Source organism: Burkholderia aenigmatica, from assembly GCF_048627025.1.
Taxonomy (GTDB): Bacteria; Pseudomonadota; Gammaproteobacteria; order Burkholderiales; family Burkholderiaceae; genus Burkholderia; species Burkholderia aenigmatica.
Window position 1 is genome coordinate 102837 of record NZ_CP184469.1, and the last position, 25950, is coordinate 128786.

At 67.1% G+C, this 25950-nt stretch carries 22 protein-coding genes; 9 read left to right on the top strand and 13 right to left on the bottom strand.

The window, feature by feature from the left end:
* The first annotated feature begins 20 nt into the window (after nucleotides 1–20).
* Nucleotides 21–452 carry a GFA family protein gene (locus tag ACN8ZM_RS17510; RefSeq protein WP_205824619.1) on the top strand — a complete coding sequence of 144 codons (432 nt, stop codon included), beginning with the start codon at nucleotides 21–23 and terminating at the stop codon, nucleotides 450–452.
* Between the two features lie 151 nt (nucleotides 453–603).
* On the opposite strand, the gene ACN8ZM_RS17515 is transcribed toward ACN8ZM_RS17510, so the two are convergent.
* Nucleotides 604–864: a hypothetical protein gene (locus ACN8ZM_RS17515; protein WP_155291853.1), complete on the bottom strand. Its 261-nt coding sequence runs from the start codon at nucleotides 862–864 to the stop codon at nucleotides 604–606.
* Between the two features lie 59 nt (nucleotides 865–923).
* On the opposite strand from ACN8ZM_RS17515, the gene ACN8ZM_RS17520 reads away from it, so the two are divergent.
* On the top strand, nucleotides 924–2846 hold the full coding sequence (locus ACN8ZM_RS17520; protein ID WP_420211874.1) for an SMP-30/gluconolactonase/LRE family protein: 1923 nt from the start codon (nucleotides 924–926) through the stop codon (nucleotides 2844–2846).
* Between the two features lie 43 nt (nucleotides 2847–2889).
* On the opposite strand, the gene ACN8ZM_RS17525 is transcribed toward ACN8ZM_RS17520, so the two are convergent.
* From ACN8ZM_RS17525 to ACN8ZM_RS17540, 4 genes are read right to left on the bottom strand one after another with little or no spacing between them, the layout of a single operon-like run.
* Nucleotides 2890–3825: a c-type cytochrome gene (locus ACN8ZM_RS17525; RefSeq protein ID WP_420211875.1), complete on the bottom strand. Its 936-nt coding sequence runs from the start codon at nucleotides 3823–3825 to the stop codon at nucleotides 2890–2892.
* Nucleotides 3822–4508, bottom strand: a complete 687-nt coding sequence (locus tag ACN8ZM_RS17530) for a c-type cytochrome (RefSeq protein ID WP_420211876.1) — start codon at nucleotides 4506–4508, stop codon at nucleotides 3822–3824. The genes ACN8ZM_RS17525 and ACN8ZM_RS17530 overlap by 4 nt, the downstream gene beginning before the upstream one ends.
* 60 nt (nucleotides 4509–4568) lie before the next feature.
* Nucleotides 4569–5612: a molybdate ABC transporter substrate-binding protein gene (locus tag ACN8ZM_RS17535; RefSeq protein ID WP_420211877.1), complete on the bottom strand. Its 1044-nt coding sequence runs from the start codon at nucleotides 5610–5612 to the stop codon at nucleotides 4569–4571.
* Nucleotides 5613–5620: 8 nt separating this feature from the next.
* Complete coding sequence (locus ACN8ZM_RS17540; RefSeq protein ID WP_089451898.1) at nucleotides 5621–6412, bottom strand: transcriptional initiation protein Tat; 792 nt, start codon at nucleotides 6410–6412, stop codon at nucleotides 5621–5623.
* A gap of 389 nt (nucleotides 6413–6801) precedes the next feature.
* Here ACN8ZM_RS17540 and ACN8ZM_RS17545 point away from each other — a divergent pair, with 389 nt between their 5' ends.
* Entirely contained in the window at nucleotides 6802–7677 is an 876-nt protein-coding gene (locus ACN8ZM_RS17545; RefSeq protein ID WP_043180728.1) for a LysR family transcriptional regulator, read from the top strand.
* 33 nt (nucleotides 7678–7710) lie between these two features.
* On the opposite strand, the gene ACN8ZM_RS17550 is transcribed toward ACN8ZM_RS17545, so the two are convergent.
* Nucleotides 7711–8913: a multidrug effflux MFS transporter gene (locus ACN8ZM_RS17550; RefSeq protein ID WP_420211878.1), complete on the bottom strand. Its 1203-nt coding sequence runs from the start codon at nucleotides 8911–8913 to the stop codon at nucleotides 7711–7713.
* A 513-nt stretch (nucleotides 8914–9426) separates the two neighbouring features.
* Nucleotides 9427–11607, bottom strand: coding sequence for a TonB-dependent siderophore receptor (locus tag ACN8ZM_RS17555; RefSeq protein WP_420211879.1), 2181 nt, complete (start codon nucleotides 11605–11607; stop codon nucleotides 9427–9429).
* A 416-nt stretch (nucleotides 11608–12023) separates the two neighbouring features.
* Between ACN8ZM_RS17555 and ACN8ZM_RS17560 the strand changes: the two genes are divergently transcribed.
* The gene (locus tag ACN8ZM_RS17560) at nucleotides 12024–12470 is read left to right on the top strand and encodes a hypothetical protein (protein WP_043180723.1); all 447 of its coding nucleotides are present in this window, start codon (nucleotides 12024–12026) and stop codon (nucleotides 12468–12470) included.
* A gap of 26 nt (nucleotides 12471–12496) precedes the next feature.
* Here ACN8ZM_RS17560 and ACN8ZM_RS17565 read toward each other — a convergent pair whose 3' ends face one another.
* From ACN8ZM_RS17565 to ACN8ZM_RS17585, 5 genes are all read right to left on the bottom strand, one after another.
* Entirely contained in the window at nucleotides 12497–13597 is a 1101-nt protein-coding gene (locus ACN8ZM_RS17565) for a porin (RefSeq protein ID WP_420211880.1), read from the bottom strand.
* A gap of 102 nt (nucleotides 13598–13699) precedes the next feature.
* Nucleotides 13700–15043 carry an MFS transporter gene (locus tag ACN8ZM_RS17570; protein ID WP_420211881.1) on the bottom strand — a complete coding sequence of 448 codons (1344 nt, stop codon included), beginning with the start codon at nucleotides 15041–15043 and terminating at the stop codon, nucleotides 13700–13702.
* 155 nt (nucleotides 15044–15198) lie between these two features.
* The gene (locus ACN8ZM_RS17575; protein WP_420211882.1) at nucleotides 15199–16260 is read right to left on the bottom strand and encodes a Rieske 2Fe-2S domain-containing protein; all 1062 of its coding nucleotides are present in this window, start codon (nucleotides 16258–16260) and stop codon (nucleotides 15199–15201) included.
* Between the two features lie 48 nt (nucleotides 16261–16308).
* Entirely contained in the window at nucleotides 16309–17274 is a 966-nt protein-coding gene (locus ACN8ZM_RS17580) for a PDR/VanB family oxidoreductase (protein WP_205823369.1), read from the bottom strand.
* A complete protein-coding gene (locus ACN8ZM_RS17585) occupies nucleotides 17271–18350 on the bottom strand; it encodes a Rieske 2Fe-2S domain-containing protein (protein ID WP_420212633.1) in 1080 nt (359 codons plus the stop codon). The genes ACN8ZM_RS17580 and ACN8ZM_RS17585 overlap by 4 nt, the downstream gene beginning before the upstream one ends.
* A 198-nt stretch (nucleotides 18351–18548) precedes the next feature.
* Here ACN8ZM_RS17585 and ACN8ZM_RS17590 point away from each other — a divergent pair, with 198 nt between their 5' ends.
* Nucleotides 18549–19037, top strand: a complete 489-nt coding sequence (locus ACN8ZM_RS17590) for a MarR family winged helix-turn-helix transcriptional regulator (RefSeq protein ID WP_043180718.1) — start codon at nucleotides 18549–18551, stop codon at nucleotides 19035–19037.
* A gap of 64 nt (nucleotides 19038–19101) precedes the next feature.
* Here ACN8ZM_RS17590 and ACN8ZM_RS17595 read toward each other — a convergent pair whose 3' ends face one another.
* Complete coding sequence (locus ACN8ZM_RS17595) at nucleotides 19102–19848, bottom strand: TetR/AcrR family transcriptional regulator (RefSeq protein ID WP_420211883.1); 747 nt, start codon at nucleotides 19846–19848, stop codon at nucleotides 19102–19104.
* A gap of 170 nt (nucleotides 19849–20018) precedes the next feature.
* Here ACN8ZM_RS17595 and ACN8ZM_RS17600 point away from each other — a divergent pair, with 170 nt between their 5' ends.
* The 4 genes from ACN8ZM_RS17600 to ACN8ZM_RS17615 are packed head-to-tail and all read left to right on the top strand — an operon-like array spanning nucleotide 20019 to nucleotide 25687.
* Nucleotides 20019–21200: an isovaleryl-CoA dehydrogenase gene (locus tag ACN8ZM_RS17600; protein ID WP_043180716.1), complete on the top strand. Its 1182-nt coding sequence runs from the start codon at nucleotides 20019–20021 to the stop codon at nucleotides 21198–21200.
* 31 nt (nucleotides 21201–21231) lie between these two features.
* Nucleotides 21232–22839, top strand: a complete 1608-nt coding sequence (locus ACN8ZM_RS17605) for a carboxyl transferase domain-containing protein (RefSeq protein WP_043180715.1) — start codon at nucleotides 21232–21234, stop codon at nucleotides 22837–22839.
* 19 nt (nucleotides 22840–22858) lie between these two features.
* On the top strand, nucleotides 22859–23644 hold the full coding sequence (locus ACN8ZM_RS17610) for an enoyl-CoA hydratase/isomerase family protein (protein WP_034190576.1): 786 nt from the start codon (nucleotides 22859–22861) through the stop codon (nucleotides 23642–23644).
* Between the two features lie 45 nt (nucleotides 23645–23689).
* Nucleotides 23690–25687: an acetyl-CoA carboxylase biotin carboxylase subunit gene (locus tag ACN8ZM_RS17615; protein WP_420211884.1), complete on the top strand. Its 1998-nt coding sequence runs from the start codon at nucleotides 23690–23692 to the stop codon at nucleotides 25685–25687.
* Nucleotides 25688–25950: the final 263 nt, after the last annotated feature.

A 25950-nucleotide genomic window follows, 5' to 3' on the forward strand; every position in this document is an offset into this window, starting at 1 on the left:
CCTTTCTTCGAGGAGACGACATGACCCGAACGCATTCCGCGAGTTGCCTGTGCGGCACCGTCACCGTGACGCTGCGCGGCGAACCGGCGGCGCGCGCGAACTGCCATTGCGCGACCTGCCGCGATTTCTACGGCACGCCGGTGCTGTCCGCGACCGCGTGGCCGCCGGAGCAGGTGGCCGTCGAAGGCGGCCACGCGACGTTCCCGCATCCGGCGAAGTCGATGTCGCGCACGTACTGCGCGTCGTGCGGCGAGATCGTGTTCGGTACCAACCGGCTCGGCATGCGCGTCGTGCCGAACAGCCTGGCCGCGCGGGCGCACGGCGGGCAGTTGCCCGGCGACCTGCAGCCGACGATGCACCTGTTCTACCGGCACCGCGTGATCGACGTCGTCGACGCGCTGCCGAAATTCGTCGACGGCTGGGACGGCCCGACGCTCGACGACGCGAGCTGAACGATCGCGGCCGCGTGCCGGCATGGCCGGCGCGCGGTTCTGGTTTGCTTTGCCGTCCCCCGCTTTTCCCTTCCTTCTTCCCTTTCTTCCGCCATATGCCGCTGCGCTGAATCGCGACAACGCGATTGCGCCGGATAATATTTTTTCCCTTTCATTTCAATTTCGATTTGTAATCATTGAACCCATTTCCGGGGAATGAAAAAGGCAATGCGGACATTTCAGAAAAAATGACGCATTCGCATTGAGCGGCCCGGAAGAAAATGCCGGGGAAAAAGCACCGAAACCGTGCGGCCGGCAAGCCGTTGCGGCGCGGTGAGCGGGTTTGACCATCGTTGACGGAAAAGCGCCGGACGGCAAAAGGAACGGCGTGAATAATTCGGGGTGACGGCGAATGCGCTTTAGCCGGAATCACCAATATTTCATGCGCCGCGATTTACAGTGTCGACAATTGAATGTTCGGGAGCATTATTCATGTCAATGAAACAAATTCGGGCGGCGTTGCTGGGAATGTGCATGGCGATGCTGGCACCGGCGAGTCACGCGCAGGTGCAATACTCGACCGACTGGCTCGCGAACACGTACGGCACGCTGGCCCAGCACGTCGGCAATGCGGCGCGCTCGATGTGGGTCGCGCCCGAGGGCGTGATCTACACGGCGTCGCGCTGGGACGAGAACGCGGGCGGCGTCGCGCTCTACCAGAACGGCCAGCCGATGGGCACGATCGGCATCCACGACGAATTCCAGGGCGGCGCGATTACCGGCAACGCGACGTCGATCTTCGTCGCGCTCGGCTACAACCGCACCTTCGGCAGCGGCTCGGTAGGCCGCTACAACCGCAGCACGAACAAGCGCGACCTGCGCATCCCGGTCAGCACGTGGACGGGCCTCCCGAACCCGGACGTGATCACCGGCCTCGCGACGGCCGGCAACCTGCTGTACGCGAGCGATTTCTACGGCAACCGCGTGCGCGTGTACACGACCGACGGCGTCTGGCAGCGCGACATCGGCGTGACCGGGCCCGGCGCGCTGGCGCTCGATGCCGCGGGCAACCTGTGGGTCGCGCGCATGAGCGCGGGCGTGGTCGTGCAGTACAGCGCGACCGGCACGCTGATGAACACGATCCAGATGGCGGCCGGCGCTCGGCCATCGGCGCTGTATTTCGACGCGTCGACGGGGCAGTTGCTGGTGGGCGACCAGGGCCGCGACATGAACATCAAGATCTACAGCCTCGCCGGGTTGCCGCAGCAGATCGGCACGTTCGGCGTGCAGGGCGGCTATCTCGACACGACCTCGGGCATCAAGGGGCAGGTGGGCGACAAGCGCTTCACGCGCGTGGTCGGCATCGGCAAGGATTCAGGCGGCAACCTGTACGTGCTCAACAACGCGTGGGGCGGCGGCTGGGATCTCGGGCGCAACGGCAGCACCGACCTGCATTCGTACAGCCCGACGGGCGCGCTGCAATGGAAGCTGCAGGCGCTGAACTTCGAGGCGATCGCCGCACCCGACCCGGCGACGGACGGCGCGTTCTTCTACAGCGGCAACAACGTGTACACGGGCTCGGCGGGCGGCACGTTCGTCGCGAACACGGTCGATCCGTTCACCTATCCGAAGGATCCGCGCCTCGACATGAACGACTACCAGCGCGGCCAGCACTTCGGCCAGCTCGTGATGGTCGGCGGCAACCGGATTCTCGTCGCGTCGGGCCAGAACCCCGGCAACTTCAATTTCTATTACTTCACGCCGGCGACCGGCTACATCGCGAATCCGGCGGGCTCGCTGCCGGGCAAGCCGTTCAACACGACGTTGCAGGTCACGACCGGTTTCGATATCGACGGCAACGGCGACGTATGGGCCGGGCTGAACGGCTCCAACGCGATTACCCGCTACCCGATGACGGGCTTCGACGCGACCGGCAAGCCGTCATGGGGCAAGCCGGTGACGACGCCCGTGCCGAGCACCGTGGCGCCGACCACGCGCATCGTCTACCAGGCGGACAGCGACACGATGATTCTCGCGCAGGGCCTCGCGAACAACTGGGACTGGACCGCGATGAACGGGCACATCGAGGTCTATCACGGCTGGAAGAACGGCAACACGACCGCGCCGAACCCGGTGATCAACCTGACCAGCGCGAACCCGAAATCGATCGCGACGGCCGGCCACTACCTGTTCGTCGGCTATGTGCACACCGTGCCGAACGTCGACGTGTTCGATCTCAACACGGGCGCGCTCGTCACGACGCTGACCAACTCGAACACGTCGGCGATGGACGTCGGCAACGACGTCGACTCGATGTACGGGATCCGCGCGTATCTGCGCTCGACCGGCGAATACGTGATCACGAAGGACAACTACAACGGCACGAGCATGATCGTGTATCGCTGGCACCCGTGAACGGGCAGGCCGTGCGGGCCGGATGGCCGGCACGGCGCCTGCGTCACGGCGCGCCGAGCACGCGCCCGTTCACGCTGAGCCCGTACATCGAATCGGGCGAATTGTGGAACTTCGCGCGCGTGTCCTGCACCGAGCCCGTGAAGCGCGGGTCCTGCGGACGTTCGTGGCTGTCCATGAAGGTCGCGACGTCCCATGCCTCCTGATCGGTCAGCGTGCCGCCGAGCCCGAGCGGCATGTTGGCCTTGATGAAGCCGGCTGCATTGCGGATGTCGCCCATCCCCGCGCCCCAGTTGAACGACCGCGCGCCCCACAGCGCCGGGAAGACTGCCTTGTCGCCGCTCGACTGCCCCTGGCCGTCCGCCCCGTGGCACAGCGCGCAGTGCTGCGTGTAGACGGCGGCGCCGCGCGCATAGTCGGCCTTCTGCGCGGGCGGCGGCAGTTTCAGGAAACCCTGCCCCGGCAGCTTCGTGCCGACCGGCGCGCCCTTCGCGAGCCAGTACGAATAGGTTTCGAGCGCGACGAGGATCGGGTCGCCGGCCGGCGGCGCCTTGCCGTTCATGCTGTAGCGGAAGCACCCCTGCAGGCGCTCGGCGAACGTGTTCACGTGGCCATTCTTGCTGCGGTACGCGGGATACAGCAGGTACGCGGCCCACATCGGACTCGAATCGGGCCGGCGGCCCGCATCGAGGTGGCAGCTCGCGCAGGTCAGCTTGTTGCCGACGTACTTGCCCGCGAACTCGGGCGTGTGCAGGAAGATCTGCTCGCCGAGCTTCACGGTCTTGCCGAACTCGTCGGCGGGTATCGCGGATTCGGCGGGAGGCGCGAAGGGTTTGGCGGCCGCCGCCATCGCAGCCGGCGCGGGTGCGGAAGCGGCGGCCGGCGCTTCCTGCGGGGCGGCCGCGCACGCGAGCGCGGGCATCCAGGCCGCGCCGAGCAGGGCCGTGCGGGCGTGGCGGATCAGCGTCGTGCGGTCGATCATTGCTTGTCTCCTCGTGCTGCGCCGCCGCGCGCGTAGTAGGCGGCCACCGCGTCGATGTCGGCGTCGGACAGCTTGCCGGCGATCGCCGGCATCAGCGCCATCGGCCCGGGCGGGCGCGTGCCGTGTTTCCAGCCGTTCAACTGGCCGGCGATGTAGGCGGCAGGCTGGCCCGCGAGCGGCGGAAACGCGGTGCCCACGCCGAGGCCGCCCGGGCCGTGGCATTGGGCGCACGCGGGCAGGCCCTGCGACCAGCGCCCGCGCGTCGCGAGCCACGCGCCGGTGTTCGCCGGATCGATCGACGTGTCGTCGGCGGCGACGATGCCGGCCGGCGCGGGCAGGCTCGCGAAGTACGCGGATACCGCGTCGCGCTCGTGCGACGTCAGCATTTTCGAGAGCGGCTGCATGACCGGGTTCTGGCGGCTGCCGTCCGCGAACGCGGCAAGCTGCGCGGACAGATACGCGGCGTGGGTGCCCGCGAGCCGCGGGAAGCCGGCCGCCGCGTTGCCTTCGCCCTGGCTGCCGTGGCAGCCGATGCACGCGGCGACGCCCGTCGTCGTGCCCTGTGTGGCGATCGTCTTGCCGAGCGTCGCGTCGTCCGCGCGCGCGTGGCCGGCCAGCAGCGCCGCCGCCGCGAGCAGCAGCGGCGCGAACCGGCGTCGCGGTGTGTCCACCGTATCGTTCACGTGTCCCCTCCTTGTTGTCGTTCGCGTGCACGCCGCCGGACTGCCGGCGCGGCCGCGCGGTCAGCCCGCGTCGGGCTGCTTCTGCTCCGGCGCGAGATTCTGCGCCGGTGTCGCCGCATCGTATCGGCCAAAGCCGTAGCGCTGGAAAATCCGGAACGCCTCCGGCGACCGGATGAACGCGAGCCATGCGCGGGCGGCTTCCGGATGCGGCGCGTCCTTCACCATCGCCCCCGCATAGATCGCCGTCGTATTCTGCTCGGCCGGAATGTCGATGTGCATCAGCGGATGCCCGACCTGTTCCTGGAACGCCGCTTCGGATTGCCACAGCACGCCCGCGTCCGCGCGACCCTGCATCAGAAATAACGCCGTTTCCCGGTGATGGATGTGCGTGAGCTCGGTCGTGCCGGCGCGGACCTTGTCGTCGTAGACGGTACGCGCGAGCGCGTCGCCGCCGGCCTTCACGAGCGACGCGCGGATCTGCCGCGCGACGCCTTCGAATGCCGGATTGGGCATCGCAAGCTGCACGTCGGGCCGCGCGAGGTCGTTCAGCGACGTGATCCGCTTCGGATTGCCGGCGCGCACCATGATCGCCAGCTGGTTCGTCACATAGGGCACGGCCGGGCCGGCGAGCGTGCCGTCCGCGATCAGCCCGTTGATCTTGCCGAGGCCCGCGAAATACGCATCGGGCTTGACCGTCCACGTCATGTTGCCGACGGTGATCGTGCCGCCCGCCTGGATCTGCTTCACGAGCAGGCCGGGCGGGATCGTTTCCCAGTAGATGCGGCCGCGGTATTCGGGATGGTCTTCCTCGAACTTCGCGACGAGCGGCGCCATCGCGAAGAAATAGTTGCCGCCGACGAACAGCACGAGCTTCGGCGCGGTGAGGTCGCCGTGGAAATCGGCGAGCACGTCGACCTGCGGCACCGTGAATTCGAGGCCACGGTGCGTCGCGTCGTTGTTGCGGCCGTCCTGCCAGGGCGGAAAGACGGTCGTGGCAGGCGCGGCGAGCGAGAGGGCCGACGTGCAGCAGAGCCACGCTGCCAGCACGGCGCGCAGCGTGCGCCGACGGCGGCGCGATGGCGGTTGCATGGGAGTCGATGTCATCGCGGGGCTCATTTTGCGTACGTGAAGCCGGCCTGCTGCAGTTCGGGCAGCGTGCCGACCGCGCCCGGCGTGACGATGGCCGACGGGATCACGTGGTTGGTCAGGTCGGCCGCGAGCGCATCGAGCGGCAGCTTGTCGGGATTCGCGTTCGCGCCGTCAAGGCGTTCCGCGAGTTCCCAGATCGCGTTGTGGCACGACAGGAACACGACGCCGCGCTGCTGCAGTGCGGCGAGGCTGTTGTCGTGCGACGAGAACGCGCCGTCGGGCAACTCGTGGTCTTGTGCGCCCTTCGATTGTGCGGGCTTCGCGTCCAGCAGCGTGTTGGTCGGGAACGCGGCGCCGGCGAATTTGGCGAGGCCGTATTTGTCCCACGCGGCCTGGTCGAACAGCGCGAGATGCGCGCTGCCGTGCGTGGCCGATACGACGAGGAAATCCGGATGGCGGTACGACCAGATCTGCGCGTTCAGCGAATTGCGCATCAGGTTCAGCCACGGGCCGCCGAGCTCGGTGTTGTCCCACACCTGCTTCGGGCCGCCGCGGTAGCCGGTCACTTCGGCCAGCGCCGCGTGATCCCACTGGTCGGGACGTTCGAGGATCATCGGCACCGTCTTGAAGTCGCGCCGTCGCGGTGCGGCCGCGAGGCGGCGCGTGAGATCGGCGAGGTGCGTGGCGCCACCGGGCAGCAGCGCGCCGGTGTCGGGCGCGGCGGCGTGAGCGTGGCGCGCGGCGGCGAGCAGCGCAGTGCCGGCCGCGAGGCCGAGTGTCTTGAGCGCGCCGCGGCGCGCATGCCGGTCGGACATGGCTTATCTCCCGGAATCGTTTTTGTGGGGGCGTGTCGCGTTGCCGTACGACGATGCGGCGTCGCGAATGCGTAGCCAGTCTAGCGGCGCGCGCCCGATACGGAAAATCGCGATATCGGATGGGAGATATTCGAGGGTCTGATGATTCGGCGGGAGGGCGGCGGCGGTGTGATCGCTGCGACCACCCTCGTTGCGCGTGTTGCAGCGGGCCTTTGGGGGATTGCCGGGTTGTTGAGGGGGCTTCCAGCGCACGGCTCTGGTTCCCTTCGGCAAACATGCTCACCCTGTTGATAGGGATGACTGATTATGTGAGATGGGGCGTAGAGGATCGACTTGTATAATTTCGCCCCACGAATGCAAACAAGCTTTACCGAGAGAGAACGTTAACCATGAACTGGGACGATGCCCGCGTTTTTCTGGCAGTTCATCGCGCCGGGACGCTGCGCGAGGCCGCAGTCGTGCTCGATGTCGATCAGGCTACCGTCGGGCGACGCCTGACGGCGCTGGAGAAAGCGCTGGGCGCGAAGCTGTTTCTCAAGACGTCGTCCGGCTATGTCGTGACGCCGATCGGCGAGCATTCGCTGCAGGCCGCGGAAGCGATGGAGCAAGCGGCGAGTGACTTCGAGCGGCGCGTCCACGGCTCGGACGACCGGCTCGAAGGCGAGGTTCGGGTGACGACGACCGATTCGCTGGCGATGGATTTCGTCATTCCCGCGATACGGGTGTTGCGCCGGACATGCCCCGCGATACACGTGATCCTGACGACGTCCGTGCAGGTGCTGAACCTGACCCGCCGCGATGCGGATCTCGCGATTCGAACCGTGATGCCGGAAAACCCCGATCTCGTCCGCCGGAAGCTGGCCGAGTGGGAGGTCGGGCTGTTCGCGAGTCGCGAGTATCTGGATGCACATGGTGCGCCCGCGACCGGATCGGCTTTCGACGGGCATGACCTGGTGGTCTACCAGCCTTCCATCACGTCCAATCAGGCACACACGCTGTGCGGCGAGTCGATGGAACGCGGGCGCATCGTTGCGCAAGTCAGCTCGAGCCTGATGCTGGCGACATCGATCCGGTCGGGCATCGGCATCGGCGAACTGCCCGTGTATATGGCGCAAGAAGACGATTCGCTCGTGCGAATCTGGCCCGACAGGACGCGTGCCGTGCCGTATCAGGTCTGGCTCGTGTCGCATACGGACCTGAACCGGACGGCGCGCGTTCGGGCAGTCACCGCCGAGATCGCTGCGTCGTTCGATCGCTATCGATAGCGGCCGGGATCTTGCCGGGGCGGGACATCTTGCTCAACGGGGCCGGGTTTCACGCATCGAGCGCGTGCGCCGCGCGGCGTACCAGCGCGGCACGATCGCAGCTGCCGCGACGATCGCGAAGAACGGAATAGCCGTCGCCAGCACGTGACTGCCGGTACCGAGCAGGCCGCCGGACACGGTAGCCGCGAGCGACGCGCTGCCGATCTGGAAGAAGCCGACGAGCCCGGACGCGGTGGCCGCGCGCCCGTGTTCGCTCGCGATGGCGCCCGACACGGCGAGCGACAGCGACGATCCGTTCGACAGGCTGACGAGAAACATCGGCACGACGATCGCGACGATGCCTTTGACGTGCCACGACTCGCACAGCGCGAACGCGATGCCGCCGGCCACGAAGCAGCCCACGCCGGCCACGACGATCGCGTCGTAGGACATCCGGTCGAGCATGCGGCGCGAGATCATGTTGGCGGCAATGATGCCGGCGGTCAGCGGCAGGTAAAGCCAGCCGCTTTGCTGTTCCGACAGGCCCAGGCCCGAGAAAATGAACGGCGACTGCGTCAGGTACACGAACCACGCGCAATAGATCGCGCAGACGACGAGCGTGTATCGGATGAATGCCCGATCACCGAGCACGTCGGCGAAGCCGGCCAGCGGCACGGCGCGCTGTTGCCCCGGCGTGACGGGCGGCCGCGTCTCCTTCAGAAGCAGCTGAACGAGCACGAGCGCGACGACGCCAAACGCGGCGACGAACATGAAATCGCTCCGCCACCCGAACCATGCAGCCAGATATCCGCCGATCGCGGGGGCGATCGCCGGAGACAGCGACACGAGCGGATACACGATGCTGTAGACCTTCGCGGATGCCTTCTTGTCGCAGGTGTCGGCGATGATCGCGCGACCGATGACGAGGCCGGACGCCGCGCCGAGGGCTTCGAGGACGCGCCAGCCAAGGAAGCTTGCGAAGTCGCCGGCGTTTGCGCAGCCGATCGAGCCGAGGATGTACAGGAGGATGCCGGCCGTCAGCACGGGTTTGCGTCCCCACCGGTCGGAGAGGGGGCCGTAGAACAGTTGCGCACAGGCGAGCGCGATCAGGTAGGCCGATACCGTCTGCGGCATCTGCCATGCATCGATCGAAAACTCGTGGGCCATCGACGGCATCGCGGGCAGGTAGACGTCGGACGCGATCAGGCCAAAGGCGCTCAACAGGGAGACGACGAGGATGAGTGAGAAGTGGGACATGTTCGCTGGGTGGTGGTGGCGGCGCGCGTGAACGGCGGGCAATGGCGACGCGCGTTGGGCCGCCTTGAGAAAAGGCCGGGGCGATCATACGGCGCGTGATGCGGTTCGGGAGGCGGCGGAATTGCATCGCTCGGATGCGTTTTTGCGGGCGTTAAAGCAGTTGCCGGGGAGGCGCGTGGAGGACGGCGTCGGGTGTCGCGCGGGACGCTGGTCAAGAAAAATCTGGCGCCGATGTTGGCGGTGAGCAACGGCGCGTTTCGCCGTCGTTCTTGATTCGCCGGATGATCGAACGATGTTTCGTCGCCGTGTTGTCATTCGGCACAGCGCGCGCGGGCTTGCCGCAATCGATCGATCGTGAAGCGGCCGGGATGCCGCGTTGAGGAGAGGGAGCTGCAGCGCGTGGAAGGCAGCCGCCGATTTGGGCTTGCGCGTGGGCGGCCGCTTTCCGGCCAGCCCACGCACACACCAGGCCTTCAGGCCATCAGAACCTCAGAACCTCAGAACCTCAGAACCTCAGAACGACACCGTCGTCGTCAGCGTGACGAGCCGCGGCTCGCCGACCGCGACGATCAGGTTGTTGTTGCTCGACGGATAGTAGGTCTTGTCGAGCAGGTTCTTCACGTTGAGCTGGATGCGTGTCGGGAACTTGCCGATCGTCGTTTCGTAGGCCGCGAACGCGTCGACGGTCACGTAGCCGGGCAGCGTGAAGCTGTTCGCGGTGTCGCCGGAGCGTGCGCCGACGAGGCGTGCGCCGCCGCCGAAGCGCCAGCGGCCGGGCAGGTTCGCGATCGCCGTGTCGTACACCGCGAACAGGCTGCCCGTGTGGCGCGCGACGTTGACGAGCGGCGTGTTGCTGTCGCGATTGGTCGCATTCGTATACGCGTAGCTGCCGATCACGCTCAGATGGCGCGTGATCTGCCCTGCGATGTCGAGTTCGATCCCGCGCGAGCGCGCGGTGCCGATCGTCGACGTCAGGTCGCCGACCGTGACCGCGACGTTGCGCTTGTCGATCTGGTAGACCGCGAGCGTGCCGGTGATCGCCGGCTTCAGGCTGAACTTCAGCCCGGCCTCGAGCACGCGACCGTATTCCGGTGCGAGCGGCGCGGCGACGTTCGTGGCGACGTTCGGCTTGAACGAGCGGCTCACGTTCGCGTAGGCGGTCAGCGCCGGCGTGAGCGCATACGCGAGCCCGAACTGCGGCAGCCATACGTTGCCGTGCGAGCGGTCGGCGAACACGAACGGCCGGCCCATCCCCGATTCCTGCTGCCAGTTTTCCCAGCGCAGCCCGCCCACCGCGGTGAGGCGGTCGGTGAGCTTCACCGAGTCCTGCACGATCGTCGAATACGCATGCACGACCGAGCGCGAGTCGCTTTGCTTCGGGTTGGGTACGCCGCCCGGTGCGAGCAGGTCGTACACGGGATCGTAAAGATTGAAGCCCTTGGTTGCCTTGCCGCGGATCGTGTCGCCGCGGAAGCTGCGCTGGCGCTCGTATTCGCCGCCGATGTAGATCGCGTGATTCATCCCGGCGAGCGTCACGTTGCCAAGCAGGCCGAGCGTCGCGATCTGGTCGGAATCGTTGCGCCCGAGGTTTGCATCGGACGAGCGCGTCAGTGCGCCGGTCGTGCTGTTGAATGCGGTGGCGCGAGTGATGTATTGGTCATAGCGATCGCGGCCCCAGCCGTAGGTCGCGCGCACGCGCCACGCATCGGAGAAGCGGTGCTCGATACGCGCGCGCAGCGTCTCCTGGATGCCGGTGCTCTGCGACCACGCTTCTTCGTAACGGCGATAGCGCAGCGCATCGTCGAGCTGGCCGTTCACGAGCACGGTGCCGCGATCGAACGGCGTCGTGTAGTCGACGTACTGATAGCTGACGTCGATCGACGTGTTCGCGTCGTGCCACGACAGCGCGGGTGCGATCAATGCATCGCGCTGGCGGCCGAAGCTGCGCCAGTAGCGGCTCGTGTCGTACTGGCCGGTTAGCCGGAACGCGAGCGTGCCGCCCGCAACCTGGCCCGGCTTGCCGAGCGGGCCCGTGAGGTCGAACGTCGCGCTGCTGCCGCCGTGGCTCGTGCGCGACGCGGAAATCGAGCCGCCGAACGTGTCTTCCGGCTTGCGCGTGACGAGGTTGATCACGCCGCCCGGGTCCTGCATCCCGTAGAGCAGCGACGCCGGGCCCTTCAGCACTTCGACCCGGTCGATCGTCGCGAGATAGCTGTGCAGCACCGGCGTGCGCACGCCGTCGACGAGCACGGAGCCGTCGTTGTTCGACCCGAAGCCGCGCTTGATGAACGCATCACGCGTGCCGCCGAGCGTGTTGGTCTGGGTGACGCCGCTGATGTTGCCGAGCACGTCGTCGAGCGAGCGGGCCTGCTGATCCTGCATCACGCTGCTGCTGACCACCGCGACCGATTGCGGAATCTCCTTGATCGAACGGTTGTCGCCGCCCGCGATGCTCGTGGTGCGCGGCTGATAGCCGATCGTCGGATCGGCGGTTGCCGATGCGCTGACGCTGATGGCCGGGAGTTCGCGCGCGGCGGGCGTGGTGGCGGAAGCAGAGGCGGCGGGCTCGGCGTCGGCGCGTTCGGAGGCGGACGCATGCGTGCCGCTGGCGACGCACAGGGTGATCAGGGCGGGCAGGCTCGTGCGCCACGGACGCAGGGTCCGGGCGCGGCGGGGTGTTCGACGGGAGGGCATGAATCGATGCAGGACGGAGTGCTAAGGATCGGGTCGCGGGCCGCAGCGTTTCGCAGCAGCCAGGGTGCGGATCATATATGTAATGAGAATCATTTGCAATTGTAATGAGGCGATCGGCATCAGGCGGGCCTTGGTTGCCGGGCCGTCGGCCGTCTGCTACCGTAGCGACCAAAATCAGACGCAGTGAAATTCAACGAGAGAGCCGGGGGCCGCACCATGTCATCTTCCTGTCACGTCGCGTTCAGCGCGACGCTGCGCACCGCACACGACCATGCGGGTGGTGAAGTGATCGCAGCCGTGTACCGCCATTCGAACGATTAAAGCAACGGAAGCGAATTCATCGGGCGTTGTGCCGGGCAGCCGGCGAAGCGCCGTATTCAATCACTTCAACCACCACGCTAGACGGGAGACCACCCATGAGAAAAATTTCCGCGCCGTTCGCGGCGGCCGCGCTTGCGGCCTGCACGATGCTGGCGGGCGTTCACCAGACCGCCCGCGCCGCGTCGGACACCGAACCCGCGATCGACGCGCATTACGGCGCCGTGATCGAGGCCTATACGCAGGACATGGCCGCCGCGAAGACGAAGTACGACGGCAAGCGCCTCGTGTTCGTCGGCGCCGTGATCCGGATGGGCGGCGACCCGGGCGGCACCTATTTCGGTGCGCTGACGGCCGACGGCGAGCAGTTCGACACGCATTTCGACGTAGCCGACCAGGATGCGCTGAAGCCGAAATTCCCCGGCGGCGAGATCAAGCCGTTCGTCACGTCGTCGGCATTCCGCTTCAGCTGCGTGAACGAAGGCTATATCGATGCGCCGGTGCTGCCGGGGTTGAAGCTCTCGCACTGCCGGCTCGTCAACTGACCTTGCGCTGGCGCGGTGTCCGGCGTTCAGAACTTCTGCTGAATGCCGGCCATCACGCCGAGCTGGTTCATCCCGGTCCCGACCGTCCCGCCGGCAGCGACCGCGTTCGCAGCCAGCGTGCTGTTGAACATGTAGCCCACCGACGTATAGACGGTCGTCCGCTTCGACAGGAAATAGTTCGCGCGGCCGACGAGCAGCGTGGCATTCGTGCCGCCTTCGCTGTTTTCGCGGCGCTGCAGGTAGCGTACGCCCTGCAGGTCGAGCGCGAGGTAGGGCGTCGCATAGTACGTGCCGCCGGCGAACACGATATCGGCCTGCAGGTGTTCGGCCGCCGCGAGGTTGCGCCGGATCCACCCGGCGCCCAGTTTCGCGGGGCCGATCTTCACGTAGCCGGCGACGATGTCGCGCGTGTCGGTGTACGCCGGATTGTTCAACGGCGCGAGCGCGCCGCCGCCGCCGCGCATCACGTCGTGCGACGCGGCGAGCCCGAAATTGCTCGCGTCGTACGCGAGCATCGCCGTGTACTGGCGGCAGGCGACGATGTCGCCGGGCACCTGTCCGGCGCAGCCCGTCGCCGACGGCCCTGCCGGCCCGGCCGCGTCGCGGCCGAAGCTGTAGGTGGCGCCGAGCGTCACGCCGTGGAACGTGCCCTTGTAGCCGATCGCATTGTCGCTGCGCGCATTCGGCAGATAGGAATCGAAATCCGCCATCGAGTGAATCGACGGGCCGATCACGTCGGCATTGGTCAGCACGATCATCGACATGTTCATCTGGCGGCCGAGGGTCAGCGTGCCGAACGGACTGTTCACGCCGACGTTCGCCTGTCGCCCGAACAGGCGTCCGCCGTAGTTCAGTGCGCCGGTGCCGGGCTGGAAGCCGTTTTCGAGCACGAAGAAGGCCTGGTAGCCGCCGCCGAGATCCTCCGTGCCTCTCAGCCCCCACCGTGACGGCACCTCGCCGGTCAGCGTCGGCATCCCCGTGAACGATCCGCCGTGCGCGGCATTGTTGTAGTAGGACACGCCGGTATCGATGATCCCGTACAGCGTGACGCTGCTTTGCGCGCAGGCCGGTCCGGCCAGCGCCATCGCCAACGCCGTCGCGAGTGCGGCGCCCAATTTCGTTTTCATGGCTGTCTCCAAACAGTATGTAGATATGCTTATCGATTCTTATAGTGAGCCGGACGTATCCGGGGTGCCGACGGGTATCGGCAAGACTGCGGGCGTCGCGTGTTACGACATTGCCGGGTCGCGTTGCCGGCGCGGTGCCGCGGCACGCGCGCCCACCATGACGACGGCGATTGCCGCGCCGGCCATCGGCACGAGGAACGCGAGATAGAGATGGGACACGGACCAGCCGTCATCCAGCAGCGCCCCGACCGTCATGGGTGACAGGATCGCGCCGAGGCGGCCGATGCCGACCGCGAGGCCGATGCCGGTCGTACGGATTTCGGCCGGGTACGGCGTCGGCGACAGCGCATACATGCCGGCGACGCACGCATTGATCACGGCGCCGAGGAACACCGCGACGGTCATCCCGATGCCGAGCGAGCCCGTGTTCGCGCCGAACAAGACCATCAGCGCGCCGCCGAGCAGCAGTGTCGCGCCCAAGAGCTTGCGCAGGCCGAAGCGCGTCGACAGCAGGCTGAAGAGTGACGCGCCCGCAATGCCGCCGAGGTTGAGCAGTACGCCGCCGGTGACGCCCTGCGATGCCGACAGCCCGGCCTGGACCAGCAGCTTCGGCGTCCAGCTCACGACGAAGTAGAAGCTGCCCATCACGAGGAAGAACGCTATCCACAACGCGATCGTGCGGCGCGCGAGCGGTGCACGCAGCACGGCTGTCCAGCTCGATGCCGGGCTCGCCGTGCCGACGGACGAAGCCGCGGTCGGCAGCGTGTCGATCGGTGCGCGCTTCATTCTCGCGAGGATGCGGTTGATTTTCTGCAGCGCGTTGTCCGGACGCCTCGCCAGCAGGAAATCGAGCGATTCCGGTAGCAGCGCGAGTACCATCGGGATCGACAGCAAGGTCAGGATGCCGCCGAACGCGAACACGCTGCGCCATCCCCAGGTCGACAGCAGGTAGCCGGCGATGACGCCGCCGGCGGTGGCGCCGATCGCGTAGCCGGTCGACTGCATGCCGATCGCGGCGCTGCGCCATTTGTTCGATGCATACTCGCCGCTGATCACGGTCAGGCTCGCCAGCATGCCGCCGATGCCGAGCCCCGTGTACGCACGCGCGATCGCGAGTTGCAGCGTGCTGTGCGTGGCCGCGCAGGCGAGCATCCCGGTCGAGATCACGGCCAGGCAGAGCAGGATGATGCGGCGGCGGCCGACGCGGTCGGCCAGCGGCGCGATCAGCACCGAGCCGATGCCCATGCCGGCCAGTCCGGCACTCAACAGCAGGCCGATTTCCTTGCCGCTCAGTTTCCATTCGGCCGCCAGGTGCGGCGCGGCAAACGCGACGGCCAGCACGTCGAAGCCATCGAGCATGTTCAGCACGACGCAGGCCGTGACCGCCATCGTCTGGAACGCGCTCATCGGGGATTCGTCGATCGTATTGCGGATATTTGCGCTCACGTCAAAGATCCTTCATCAAGTAGTATGACTAATCAAATGGGATGGCATCGAAGCCGACGGTAGCGAATGGGACGAAAGCAAATGCGCGGGCTGACGGGCATCCCGTGGAATGCCCGTCGCGGCCGGCGGGTGTCGCTAGCGCGCCGGCGCGCTGCTTACGCGGGTTCGGGTTGCAGCAGCAGTCGTTCGATCACGCGCCGCGCGCGATTGGGGCCTGCATCGACGTGAATGTCGATCTGGCGACTGTCCGGAAACCGCAGCTGATTCCGGTATTGCGCTTCGATGACGGTCTTGTCCTCATCGAACGTCGCCGCGGATTGCTCGATGACCGTTTGCGCGACGCGCTCGACGTCGTGTTGCGGATTGGTCGCCATGGTCCAGAAGTAGTGCGTCGTCGTTTCCGTCTCGGGCGTGATGCCGTGGAAGCCGCGCATGTGAAGGCCGCCGCGCGCCGGATCGTGCAGGTCGCCGGTGCCGGCGTCCATCGCGCCGGTCCAGATCCGGATGTGCGACACGTGGAACTCGATTTCCTGCCAGCGATCGACGCGGCCCGCGAACGGCCATGCGGCAGTGTAGGTCGGCGGCGGGACGGAATCCGGCATCCGGCGAACCAGCGTCACCGTGTCGCCGTCGCTGCTGACGCGGGTTTCCGCGCCCATGTGCAGCGGCGCGTTGCCGCCGATCGTTTTCAGATGGACATAGCCGAGGTGGCTCAGGTCCATCAGGTTGTCGTGAATCAGTTGATACGGCGCGTCGTAATGGTAGTTGCCGCCGCCGAACCGGTATTGCGGATCCCCGTGGAACGCGTAGCGCGGCGGCGCGCAGGTCGGTTGAGCGTGCGCGTCGGCGCCGATCCAGATCCACACGATCGCGTCCTGCTCCTGCACCGGATACGACGGCACACACGCCTTTGCCGGAATTCGCTCCTGGCCAGGAATCTCCACGCACGTACCACCGCGGTCGAACAGCAGGCCGTGATAGCCACAGCGCAAGCCGCGCGCTTCGAGCGAGCCGCACGAAAGCGGCAGCGACTTGTGGCAGCAGCGATCCTCCAGCGCACCGACTTCCCCGGACGGCAACCGGAACAGCACGACCGGATGGCCGAGCAGCGTGCGGGCGACGGGTTTGTCCGTCAGTTCGGATGACAGCGCGGCGACCCACCATCGGTCGACCGGGAATTGAGTTGTACTGATCGGTGGTCGGGCATGTTGCTCCATTGATCGTCTCCAGTATTGGGGGTGGCCGCCTCGGGTCGGGCGGTCCGTTTACAGATCGAGTACCAGCAGGTCGCTTCGCGATCGCGAACAGCACGGCATGAACTGGTCGCCGGCCGCCTGTTCCGCTTCGGTCAGATACGAATCGCGATGATCGGGCTCGCCTTGCAGTACGCGCGTCATGCAGGTTCCGCATACGCCTTGCTCGCACGACGTCAGCACGTCGACGCCATTCGCGGCCAGCGCCGCGATGACCGTGCATTCGGCCGGCACGTCGATCACCTGGCCGCTGCTTGCGATCCGGATCTGGAACGCGCGGTCCGAGCCGGTCGACGCAACCGCGCCGCCGAAGAACTCGTAGTGCAGTTGCGCTTCCGCCCAGTTGCGCGCGCGCGCGGCGTTCAGCACCGCATCCATGAAGCCGCGCGGGCCGCATACGTACAGGTGCGTGCCTGCGGGCGCGGCGGCGAGCACGGCGGCCAGGTCGAAGCGTTGCGCCGGGTCGCCGTCGTCGACGTGGAAGCGGGCGCGGTCATGGAACCCGGCTGCGTTGATCCGCTCGACGAACGCCATGCGGTCGGTCGAGCGCGCGCAGTAGTGCAGGTCGAACGGCATGCCCGACGAGAACAGCCGTTCCGCCATGCTGAGGATCGGCGTGACACCGATCCCGCCTGCGAGCAGCAGGTGATGCGGTGCGTCGGGGGCGAGCGGAAACTGATTGCGCGGCACGCCGATCCGCACGGTATCGCCTTGCCGGACTTCGTCGTGAATCGCGCGCGACCCGCCGCGGCCGTCGGCATCGCGCAGCACGGCGATCTGATAGCGGTCAGCGTGCTCCGGGTGGTTGCACAGCGAATACTGGCGCACGAGGCCACCCGGCAGATGTACGTCGATATGGGCGCCGGCGTCGAAGCGCGGCAGCGGCGAACCGTCATCGCTGACGAATTCGAAGCCGCAGATGTCGCGTGCTTCCTGCCACTTGCGGGCTACCCGGACCGTCAGCGTCGCGGCGCTCATGACGCCTCCTTGATCTGCGCGACCGGAATCACGGGCCGCGACGGGCTCGACGCGTTCTCGTCGGCGAGCAGCCGCTCGATCACCTTGCGCGAGAGTACGCCGCCGGCGTCGATGTTGAGCTTGAGCAGTTTGCGATCGGGCCACTTCTCCAGGTTGAGCTGCTGGCGCTCGAGCATCTCGAGATCCTCGGCGAAGATCTTGCCCTGGCCTTCGCGGATCTCGGCGGTCAGTGCGTGATCGTCGGGCCGGAAGTTGCGCGCCATCCCCCAGAAGTACCAGATCGAGGTGTCCGTCTCGGGCGTGATGAAATCGACCACGATCGACGACGCCTTCAGGTCGGCCGGCGCGTCGTAGCCGCCGTGGCCCGCATGCGCGACACCGACTTCGATCATCACGTGGCTCGGCGGCGTGAAGCGGCAGATCTGCCAGCGATCGACCGGCACGTCGTCGGCCAACCCGTTGCCGCGCAACCCCATCTGCCAGAACGGCGGCGGCATCACGTTTTCCATGAAGCGGCTCGTGACGACTTCGTCGCCGTGGCTGGTCGTCTTCGGCGGCGCTTCGTCGATTTCCTTCTGGCCGATGCTCGTCGCATGCACGTAGGTTTCGTGCGTGAGGTCCATCAGGTTGTCGATCATCAGCCGGTAGTCGCAACGGATGTGATACAGGCCGCCGCCGTGGGCCCAGGCCGGATCCTCGGCCCACGCCAGCGCGGGCAGTTTGGCCGGATCGGCTTCTGACGCGTCGCCCGGCCAGACCCAGATGAATCCGTACCGCTCGATCGCCGGGAAGCTGCGAATCGGCGGAAAGCCGCCGACACGCTGGCCCGGCATGCCGGCCGCCTTGCCGTTGCAGCCCATTTCCAGCCCGTGATAGCCGCACACGAGTACGCCGTCGCGCACGAATCCCAGCGACAGCGGCGCGCCACGGTGCGGGCAGAAGTCCTCGAGCGCCGCGACCTGGCCGTCCGCCGCGCGGTAAAACACCATCGACTCGTTGCAGATCTTGCGGCCCAGCGGCTTGCCGTCGATTTCATCGGGCGTGCACGCCACGTACCAAGCATTCTTGAGAAACACGTTCGTCGTCTCCTTCAGGTCGATGCCACCGGTACGCGGCATCTCTTCATTCCGTGTACTGAATGAGATTCAGTGTACTCATCGAGATTGGCTGGGGCAAGGCGGGCGGTATACTGGTTTTCCCGGGAAGTGGCGCGAGGCAGCGCCATGCCGTCGGCGCGCGCAACCGGCACGCGCCGCTTATGTCATCGACTATTCATGGAAAAAACGAATCCCGACAACGCGCCGGTTTTCCCGCTCGATCTGTACGACGAACCCGGGCACCTGATCCGGCGCGCACACCAGATCGCGGTGGCGATGTTCTACGAGAAGCTGGGCCGGGACGTGACGCCGGTGCAGTACGCGGTCCTGCGGATGCTCTACGAGTGCCCGGGGCTCGATCAGGTGACGCTCGCGCAGCGGGTCGCGCTCGACACGTCGACGACCGCGGATCTCGCGGTCCGGCTCGAAGCGAAAGGATTGATCGTGCGCGAAGTGCTGCCGCGGCGTCAGCGCCGCTTGCTGCTGACGCCGGCGGGCGTCGAATTGCTCACGCATCTGATTCCGTCGGTGAAGGAGCTGCGGGCCGGCCTGTTCGACGGAATGGGCGAGGACGATTCGCAGGAACTGGTGCGCCTGTTGCGCAAGTTCGTCCATTTGAACAACGAGCAGAGCCGCGCGCCGCTGCGCGTCGGCGACGAGTCATAGCGCCCCGAACCCCACGACGGTGGGGCAGCGGCGATGAGGCGGCGGGCACGCTGCCCGCCCCGCGTCACCCGCGCGAGCTGTCGCTTTCCAGCCGCCTCACGGCTTCCGCCACTTCGTTCCTGAAGCGCACGAGCGCCGCCTGTTCCGGCGCCGGCGGCTGCACGGCCGTCCACAGCATGTCGACGAGCTGCGTGGCCGTCGTTTCCGTATCGAGCTTGCGATGCCCGAGGATCGCATCCCACAGCACGTGCTCGATCGGCCCGAACACCATCGAGCGCAGCAGGCTCAGCGGCAGATCGGTGCGCACCTGGCCGGCCGCCTGGCCGCGCGCGAGCACGTCCATCAGCGGCGCGGTGTAGCGGCGCTGCAGCGCGGTGAGCTCGTCGCTCAGCGCATGCTGCTTCGCGCGGCCTTCCGACAGCACCAGCGCGCACAGGCCCGTGCCGTTCACCAGCATCAGCCGCAGGTGGGTGCGCACGATGAACGCGAACTGCTGCTGGACCGACGCGTCCTGCGGCATCCCCTCCTCGAACGCGGCGATGTTTTCGTCGTACCAATCCGCGATGACGCGTGCGCACAGCTCGCGCTTGCCGCGAAAGTAGCTGAACACCGTCGCCTCCGAGACGCCCACGCGCTGCGCGATCTCGGCGGCCGTCGCATGCTCGTAACCTTTTTCGGCGAACACTTCCCGGCCGGCGCGCAGAATGTCCTGCACACGTTGCTGGGATTTGCGCCCGGCGGGCGCGCGCGGCGTGTCGGCGCGGTCGGCTTTGGCGGTGGCGGTCATGGTGTCGGCGGTAGCGGCTGTCATCTCGGCATGATATCTGAGTGTCACTCAAAAAACTATTGACGCCGAACCCGACGAGGCGCGAAACTGTGCAAAATTTACGCTGTATTGGTCAATGAATCGGTGCATTCATTCGATTTGAGCGAAACTCAGAAATCGGTGAGTGCCACACACTTTCTGGAGACGGAGGAGACATGATCAACCTGCCCGGTGTGCAATTCATGCTCGGTGAAGACATCGAGATGCTGCGCGACGCCGTCGCGACGTTCGCGGCGAAGGAAATCGCGCCGCGCGCGGCCGAAGTCGACCGCACCGACCAGTTTCCGATGGATCTGTGGAAGAAGTTCGGCGATCTCGGCGTGCTCGGCATGACGGTCGCCGAGGAATACGGCGGCGCGAACATGGGCTACACCGCGCACATGGTCGCGATGGAAGAGATCTCGCGCGCATCGGCGTCGATCGGCCTGTCGTACGGCGCGCACTCGAACCTGTGCGTGAACCAGATCCACCGCAACGGCACCGCTGCGCAGAAACAGAAATACCTGCCGAAGCTCGTGTCGGGCGAACACATCGGCGCGCTCGCGATGAGCGAGCCGAATGCCGGCTCCGACGTCGTCAGCATGAAGCTGCGCGCCGACAAGCGCGGCGATCGCTACGTGCTGAACGGCACGAAGATGTGGATCACCAACGGCCCCGATTGCGACACGCTGGTGGTCTACGCGAAGACCGACCTCGAAGCCGGCCCGCGCGGCATGACCGCGTTCATCGTCGAGAAGGGCATGAAGGGCTTCTCGGTCGCGCAGAAGCTCGACAAGCTCGGCATGCGCGGCTCGCACACGGGCGAGCTGGTGTTCCAGGACGTCGAGGTGCCGGAGGAGAACATCCTCGGCCAGCTCAACGGCGGCGTGAAGGTGCTGATGAGCGGCCTCGACTACGAACGCGCGGTGCTGTCGGGCGGCCCGACGGGCATCATGGCCGCGTGCCTCGACGCGGTGGTGCCGTATATCCACGACCGCAAGCAGTTCGGCCAGGCGATCGGCGAATTCCAGCTGATCCAGGGCAAGATTGCCGACATGTACACCACGTTCCAGGCGTGCCGCGCGTACCTGTACGCGGTCGGCCGCCACCTCGATTCGGCGGGCAGCGACCACATCCGCCAGGTGCGCAAGGACTGCGCGGGCGTGATCCTCTACACGGCCGAGAAGGCGACATGGATGGCCGGCGAGGCGATCCAGATCCTCGGCGGCAACGGCTACATCAACGAATACCCGGTCGGGCGCCTGTGGCGCGATGCGAAGCTGTACGAGATCGGCGCCGGCACGAGCGAGATCCGCCGGATGCTGATCGGCCGCGAGCTGTTCGCGGAAACGCTGTAACGCCCCACGTCACGCGAACGGAGCCCCGTCGATGCCGATCATCGAATCGAAACTGAACCCGCGCTCGGAAGACTTCCGCGCAAATGCCGCCGCGCTCGAGGCGGTCGTCGCCGACCTGCGCGCGAAGATCGAACAGCTCGCGCAAGGCGGCGGCCAGGCCGCGCGCGACAAGCACCTGTCGCGCGGCAAGCTGCTGCCGCGCGACCGGATCGCGCAACTGCTCGATCCGGGCGCGCCGTTCCTCGAGTTCTCGCAGCTCGCGGCGAACGGCATGTACAACGACGACGCGCCGGGCGCGGGCGTCATCACCGGGATCGGCCGGATCGCCGGCCGCGAGTGCGTGATCGTGTGCAACGACGCGACCGTCAAGGGCGGCACCTACTACCCGGTCACCGTGAAGAAGCACGTGCGCGCGCAGGAAATCGCCGCGGAAAACCGCCTGCCGTGCGTGTACCTCGTCGATTCGGGCGGCGCGAACCTGCCGAACCAGGACGACGTGTTTCCCGATCGCGACCACTTCGGCCGCATCTTCTTCAACCAGGCGACGATGTCGGCCGCGGGGATCGCGCAGATCGCCGTCGTGATGGGCTCGTGCACGGCGGGCGGCGCGTACGTGCCGGCGATGAGCGACGAGTCGATCATCGTGAAGGAGCAGGGCACGATTTTCCTGGGCGGCCCGCCGCTCGTGAAGGCGGCCACCGGCGAGGAAGTGAGCGCCGAGGATCTCGGCGGTGGCGACGTGCATACGCGCCTGTCGGGCGTGGCCGATCATCTCGCGCAGAACGACGCGCATGCGCTGTCGATCGCGCGTAACATCGTCGATCACCTCGCGCCGAAGATCGCGTCGCCGGTGGCGCTGCGTGAGCCGAAGCCGCCGCGCTATGACGCGAAGAGCCTGTACGGCGTGATTCCGGTCGATACGCGCAAGCCGTTCGACGTGCGCGAAGTGATCGCACGCATCGTCGACGATTCCGAGTTCGACGAATTCAAGGCGCGCTACGGCACGACGCTCGTCACGGGCTTCGCGCATATCTGGGGCCATCCGGTCGGGATCGTCGCGAACAACGGCATCCTGTTCTCCGAATCGGCGGTGAAGGGCGCGCATTTCATCGAGCTGTGCTGCCAGCGCAAGATTCCGCTCGTGTTCCTGCAGAACATCACGGGCTTCATGGTCGGGCGCAAGTACGAGAACGAAGGCATCGCGCGGCACGGCGCGAAGATGGTGACGGCCGTGTCGAACGCGAAGGTGCCGAAGTTCACGGTGATCATCGGCGGCTCGTTCGGCGCCGGCAACTACGGGATGTGCGGCCGCGCGTTCGGCCCGCGCTTCCTGTGGATGTGGCCTAACGCGCGCATCTCGGTGATGGGCGGCGAGCAGGCCGCATCGGTGCTCGCGACGGTGCGTCGCGACGGCATCGAGGCGAAGGGCGGCTCGTGGTCCGCCGAGGAAGAGGATGCGTTCAAGCAGCCGATCCGCGACCAGTACGAGCGCCAGGGCCATCCGTATTACGCGAGCGCGCGGCTGTGGGACGACGGCGTGATCGACCCCGCGCAGACGCGCGACGTGCTCGGGCTCGGGCTCGCCGCGTCGATGAACGCGCCGATCGAAGACACACGCTTCGGCGTGTTCCGCATGTAACGGCCGGGAGGGCTGAACGATGCGATACGAAACGATCAAGGTAAGCGAAGCCGGCCGCGTGGCGACCGTCACGCTCGCGCGTCCCGACGTGCGCAACGCGTTCAACGAGACGACGATCGCGGAGCTGACCACCGCGTTCGAATGGCTCGACGCGCATGAAGGCGTGCGCGCGATCGTGCTCGCCGCGGAAGGCGCGGCGTTCTGCGCGGGCGCGGACCTGAACTGGATGAAGAAGATGGCCGGTTACTCGGACGACGAGAACCGCGCCGATGCGCGCAAGCTCGCGCGGATGCTCGAGGCGATCCATCGCTGCGGCAAGCCGGTGATCGCCCGCGTGCATGGCGATGCGTATGCGGGCGGCGTGGGCCTGGTGGCGGCGGCCGACATCGCGATCGCCGCCGACGGCGTGAAGTTCTGCCTGTCGGAAGCGCGGCTCGGGCTGATCCCCGCGACGATCGCACCGTACGTGGTGCGTGCGATGGGCGAGCGCGCGGCGCGTCGCTATTTCACGACGGCCGAGGTGTTCGACAGTGCGCGCGCGGCGTCGCTCGGTTTCATTCACGACGCGGTGCCGGCCGATGCGCTCGACGAAACCGTCGCGAAGCTGGCCGCGACGCTCGTCGCGAACGGCCCCGACGCGGTGAAGGCGTGCAAGCGGCTCGTCGCCGACGTGGCCGGCCGGCCGCTCGATGCGACGCTGATCGAGCAGACCGCCGACTGGATCGCGCGCACCCGCGCCGGCGCGGAAGCGCGCGAAGGGATTGCGTCCTTCCTCGAAAAGCGCACGCCGTCGTGGCGTGAATGATCGCGCAGCGCGCGTGACCCACTCTTTCCGGACGACATCGAAGCCATGTTCGACAAGATTCTGATCGCCAACCGTGGCGAAATCGCGTGCCGCGTCGCCGCGACGTGCAAACGTCTCGGGATCGCGAGCGTCGCCGTCTATTCCGACGCGGACGCGAACGCGAAGCACGTGGCCGCGTGCGACGAGGCCGTGCACATCGGCGGATCGGCCGCCGCAGACAGCTACCTGCGCATCGAGCGCATCATCGAAGCCGCGCGCGCCACCGGCGCGCAGGCGATCCACCCCGGCTACGGCTTTCTGTCGGAGAACGAAGATTTCGCGCATGCGTGCGAAGCGGCCGGCATCGTCTTCATCGGGCCGCCGGTCGACGCGATCGCGGCGATGGGTTCGAAGGCCGCCGCGAAGGCGCTGATGCATGCGGCCGCCGTGCCGCTCGTGCCGGGCTATCACGGCGACGACCAGGACGCGGCCAACCTGCATCGCGAAGCCGATGCGATCGACTATCCGGTGCTGCTGAAGGCCAGCGCGGGCGGCGGCGGCAAGGGGATGCGCGTGGTCGAGCGCTCCGGCGATTTCCCGGCGGCGCTCGCGTCGTGCCAGCGCGAAGCCGCGAGCAGCTTCGGCAACGACCGCGTGCTGATCGAGAAATACCTGACGCGCCCGCGTCACGTCGAGGTGCAGGTGTTCGGCGACACGCACGGCAATACCGTGTACCTGTTCGACCGCGACTGCTCGGTGCAGCGCCGTCACCAGAAGGTGCTGGAAGAAGCGCCGGCGCCGGGGCTGCCGGACGACGTGCGACGCGCGATGGGCGAAGCGGCCGTCGCGGCCGCGCGCGCGGTCGGCTATGTCGGCGCGGGCACCGTCGAATTCATCATGACGGGCGACGCGTTCTACTTCATGGAAATGAACACGCGCCTGCAGGTCGAGCATCCGGTCACCGAGATGGTCACGGGGCTCGATCTGGTCGAATGGCAACTGCGCGTCGCCTCCGGCGAGCCGCTGCCGCTGAAGCAGGACGAACTGCGCGTGCAGGGCCATGCGCTCGAGGCGCGCCTGTATGCAGAGAACCCGGCGCGCGGCTTCCTGCCGTCGACGGGCACGCTGAAGCACCTGCGGCTGCCGGCAGGCGTCGAGTTCGCGATCGGCGCGTCGGTGCGCGTCGACAGCGGCGTGCGCGAAGGCGATTCGATCACGCCGTTCTACGATCCGATGATCGCGAAGCTGATCGTCCACGGTGCGGATCGTGCGGAGGCGCTGAGCCTGATGCTGCGCGCACTGCGTGCATGTGAAGTGGTCGGCCTGCACACGAACGCCGCGTTCCTGCAGCGGATCGTTGCGTGCGAACCGTTCGCGACGGCCGATCTCGACACGGGCCTGATCGAGCGCAACCACGACGCGCTGTTCGCGCCGCAACAGCCGCCGCGTGCGATGCTGGCGCTCGCATGCGCGGCGCTCTTCGCACGCGAACGCGGCGCGGCCGTCCAGGGTGCGTCGCCGTGGGGCGCGCTGCCGGACTGGCGACTGAACGGCGGCTATCGCCGCACGCTCGAATGGCATGCGGCCGAGCGCGAAGCGGACGTGACGGTCACGTACGAGGACGACGGCGCGGTTGCGCGCCTCGCGACCGGCGACGCAGCCGCGCAACCGTTCGCGTGGGCGCACGGCGCCACGCCGCTCGATTTCGACGTGACGCTCGGCGGCGTGCGCAGCAGCGGCCGCGTGTATGCGGACGGCGACAGCTTCCACGTGTTCACGCAGGGCGCGGCCGAGACGTTCGAATGGCGCAACCTGATCGCGCATGCGGGTGACGCGGAGCAGGGCGGTGGCCGCCTGACTGCGCCGATGCCCGGCAAGGTGATCGCGGTGCTGGTCGAGCCGGGCCAGAAGGTCGAAGCGGGCACGCCGCTGATCGTGATGGAAGCGATGAAGATGGAGCATACGATCGGCGCACCGAGCGCGGGCGTCGTCGCGGAAGTGCTGTACGGCGTCGGCGACCAGGTGTCGGATGGCGCGCAGTTGCTGATGATGGCGGAAGGCTGAGCGCCGCTCATTTCGCTGTGTGCGGGCCGGCTGCTGCGGCTGCCGGCCCGTTCAAACCGCCTCGCTATTCATCGCAGGCACGATGCGGTTGCGACAGCACCGCATCAACCCGTCGACAAGCCGCAGCAGTGCGAAGCTTTCGATTGAATTACGCATTTGCTGGCGCTGATGGTCCGGGGCGCCACGCATTCCATCGCACCACGCGTGTCTCCCGCGTGCACACCGCTCTTCGCCGCCGCACGACACCATTGTGTAACACGTGG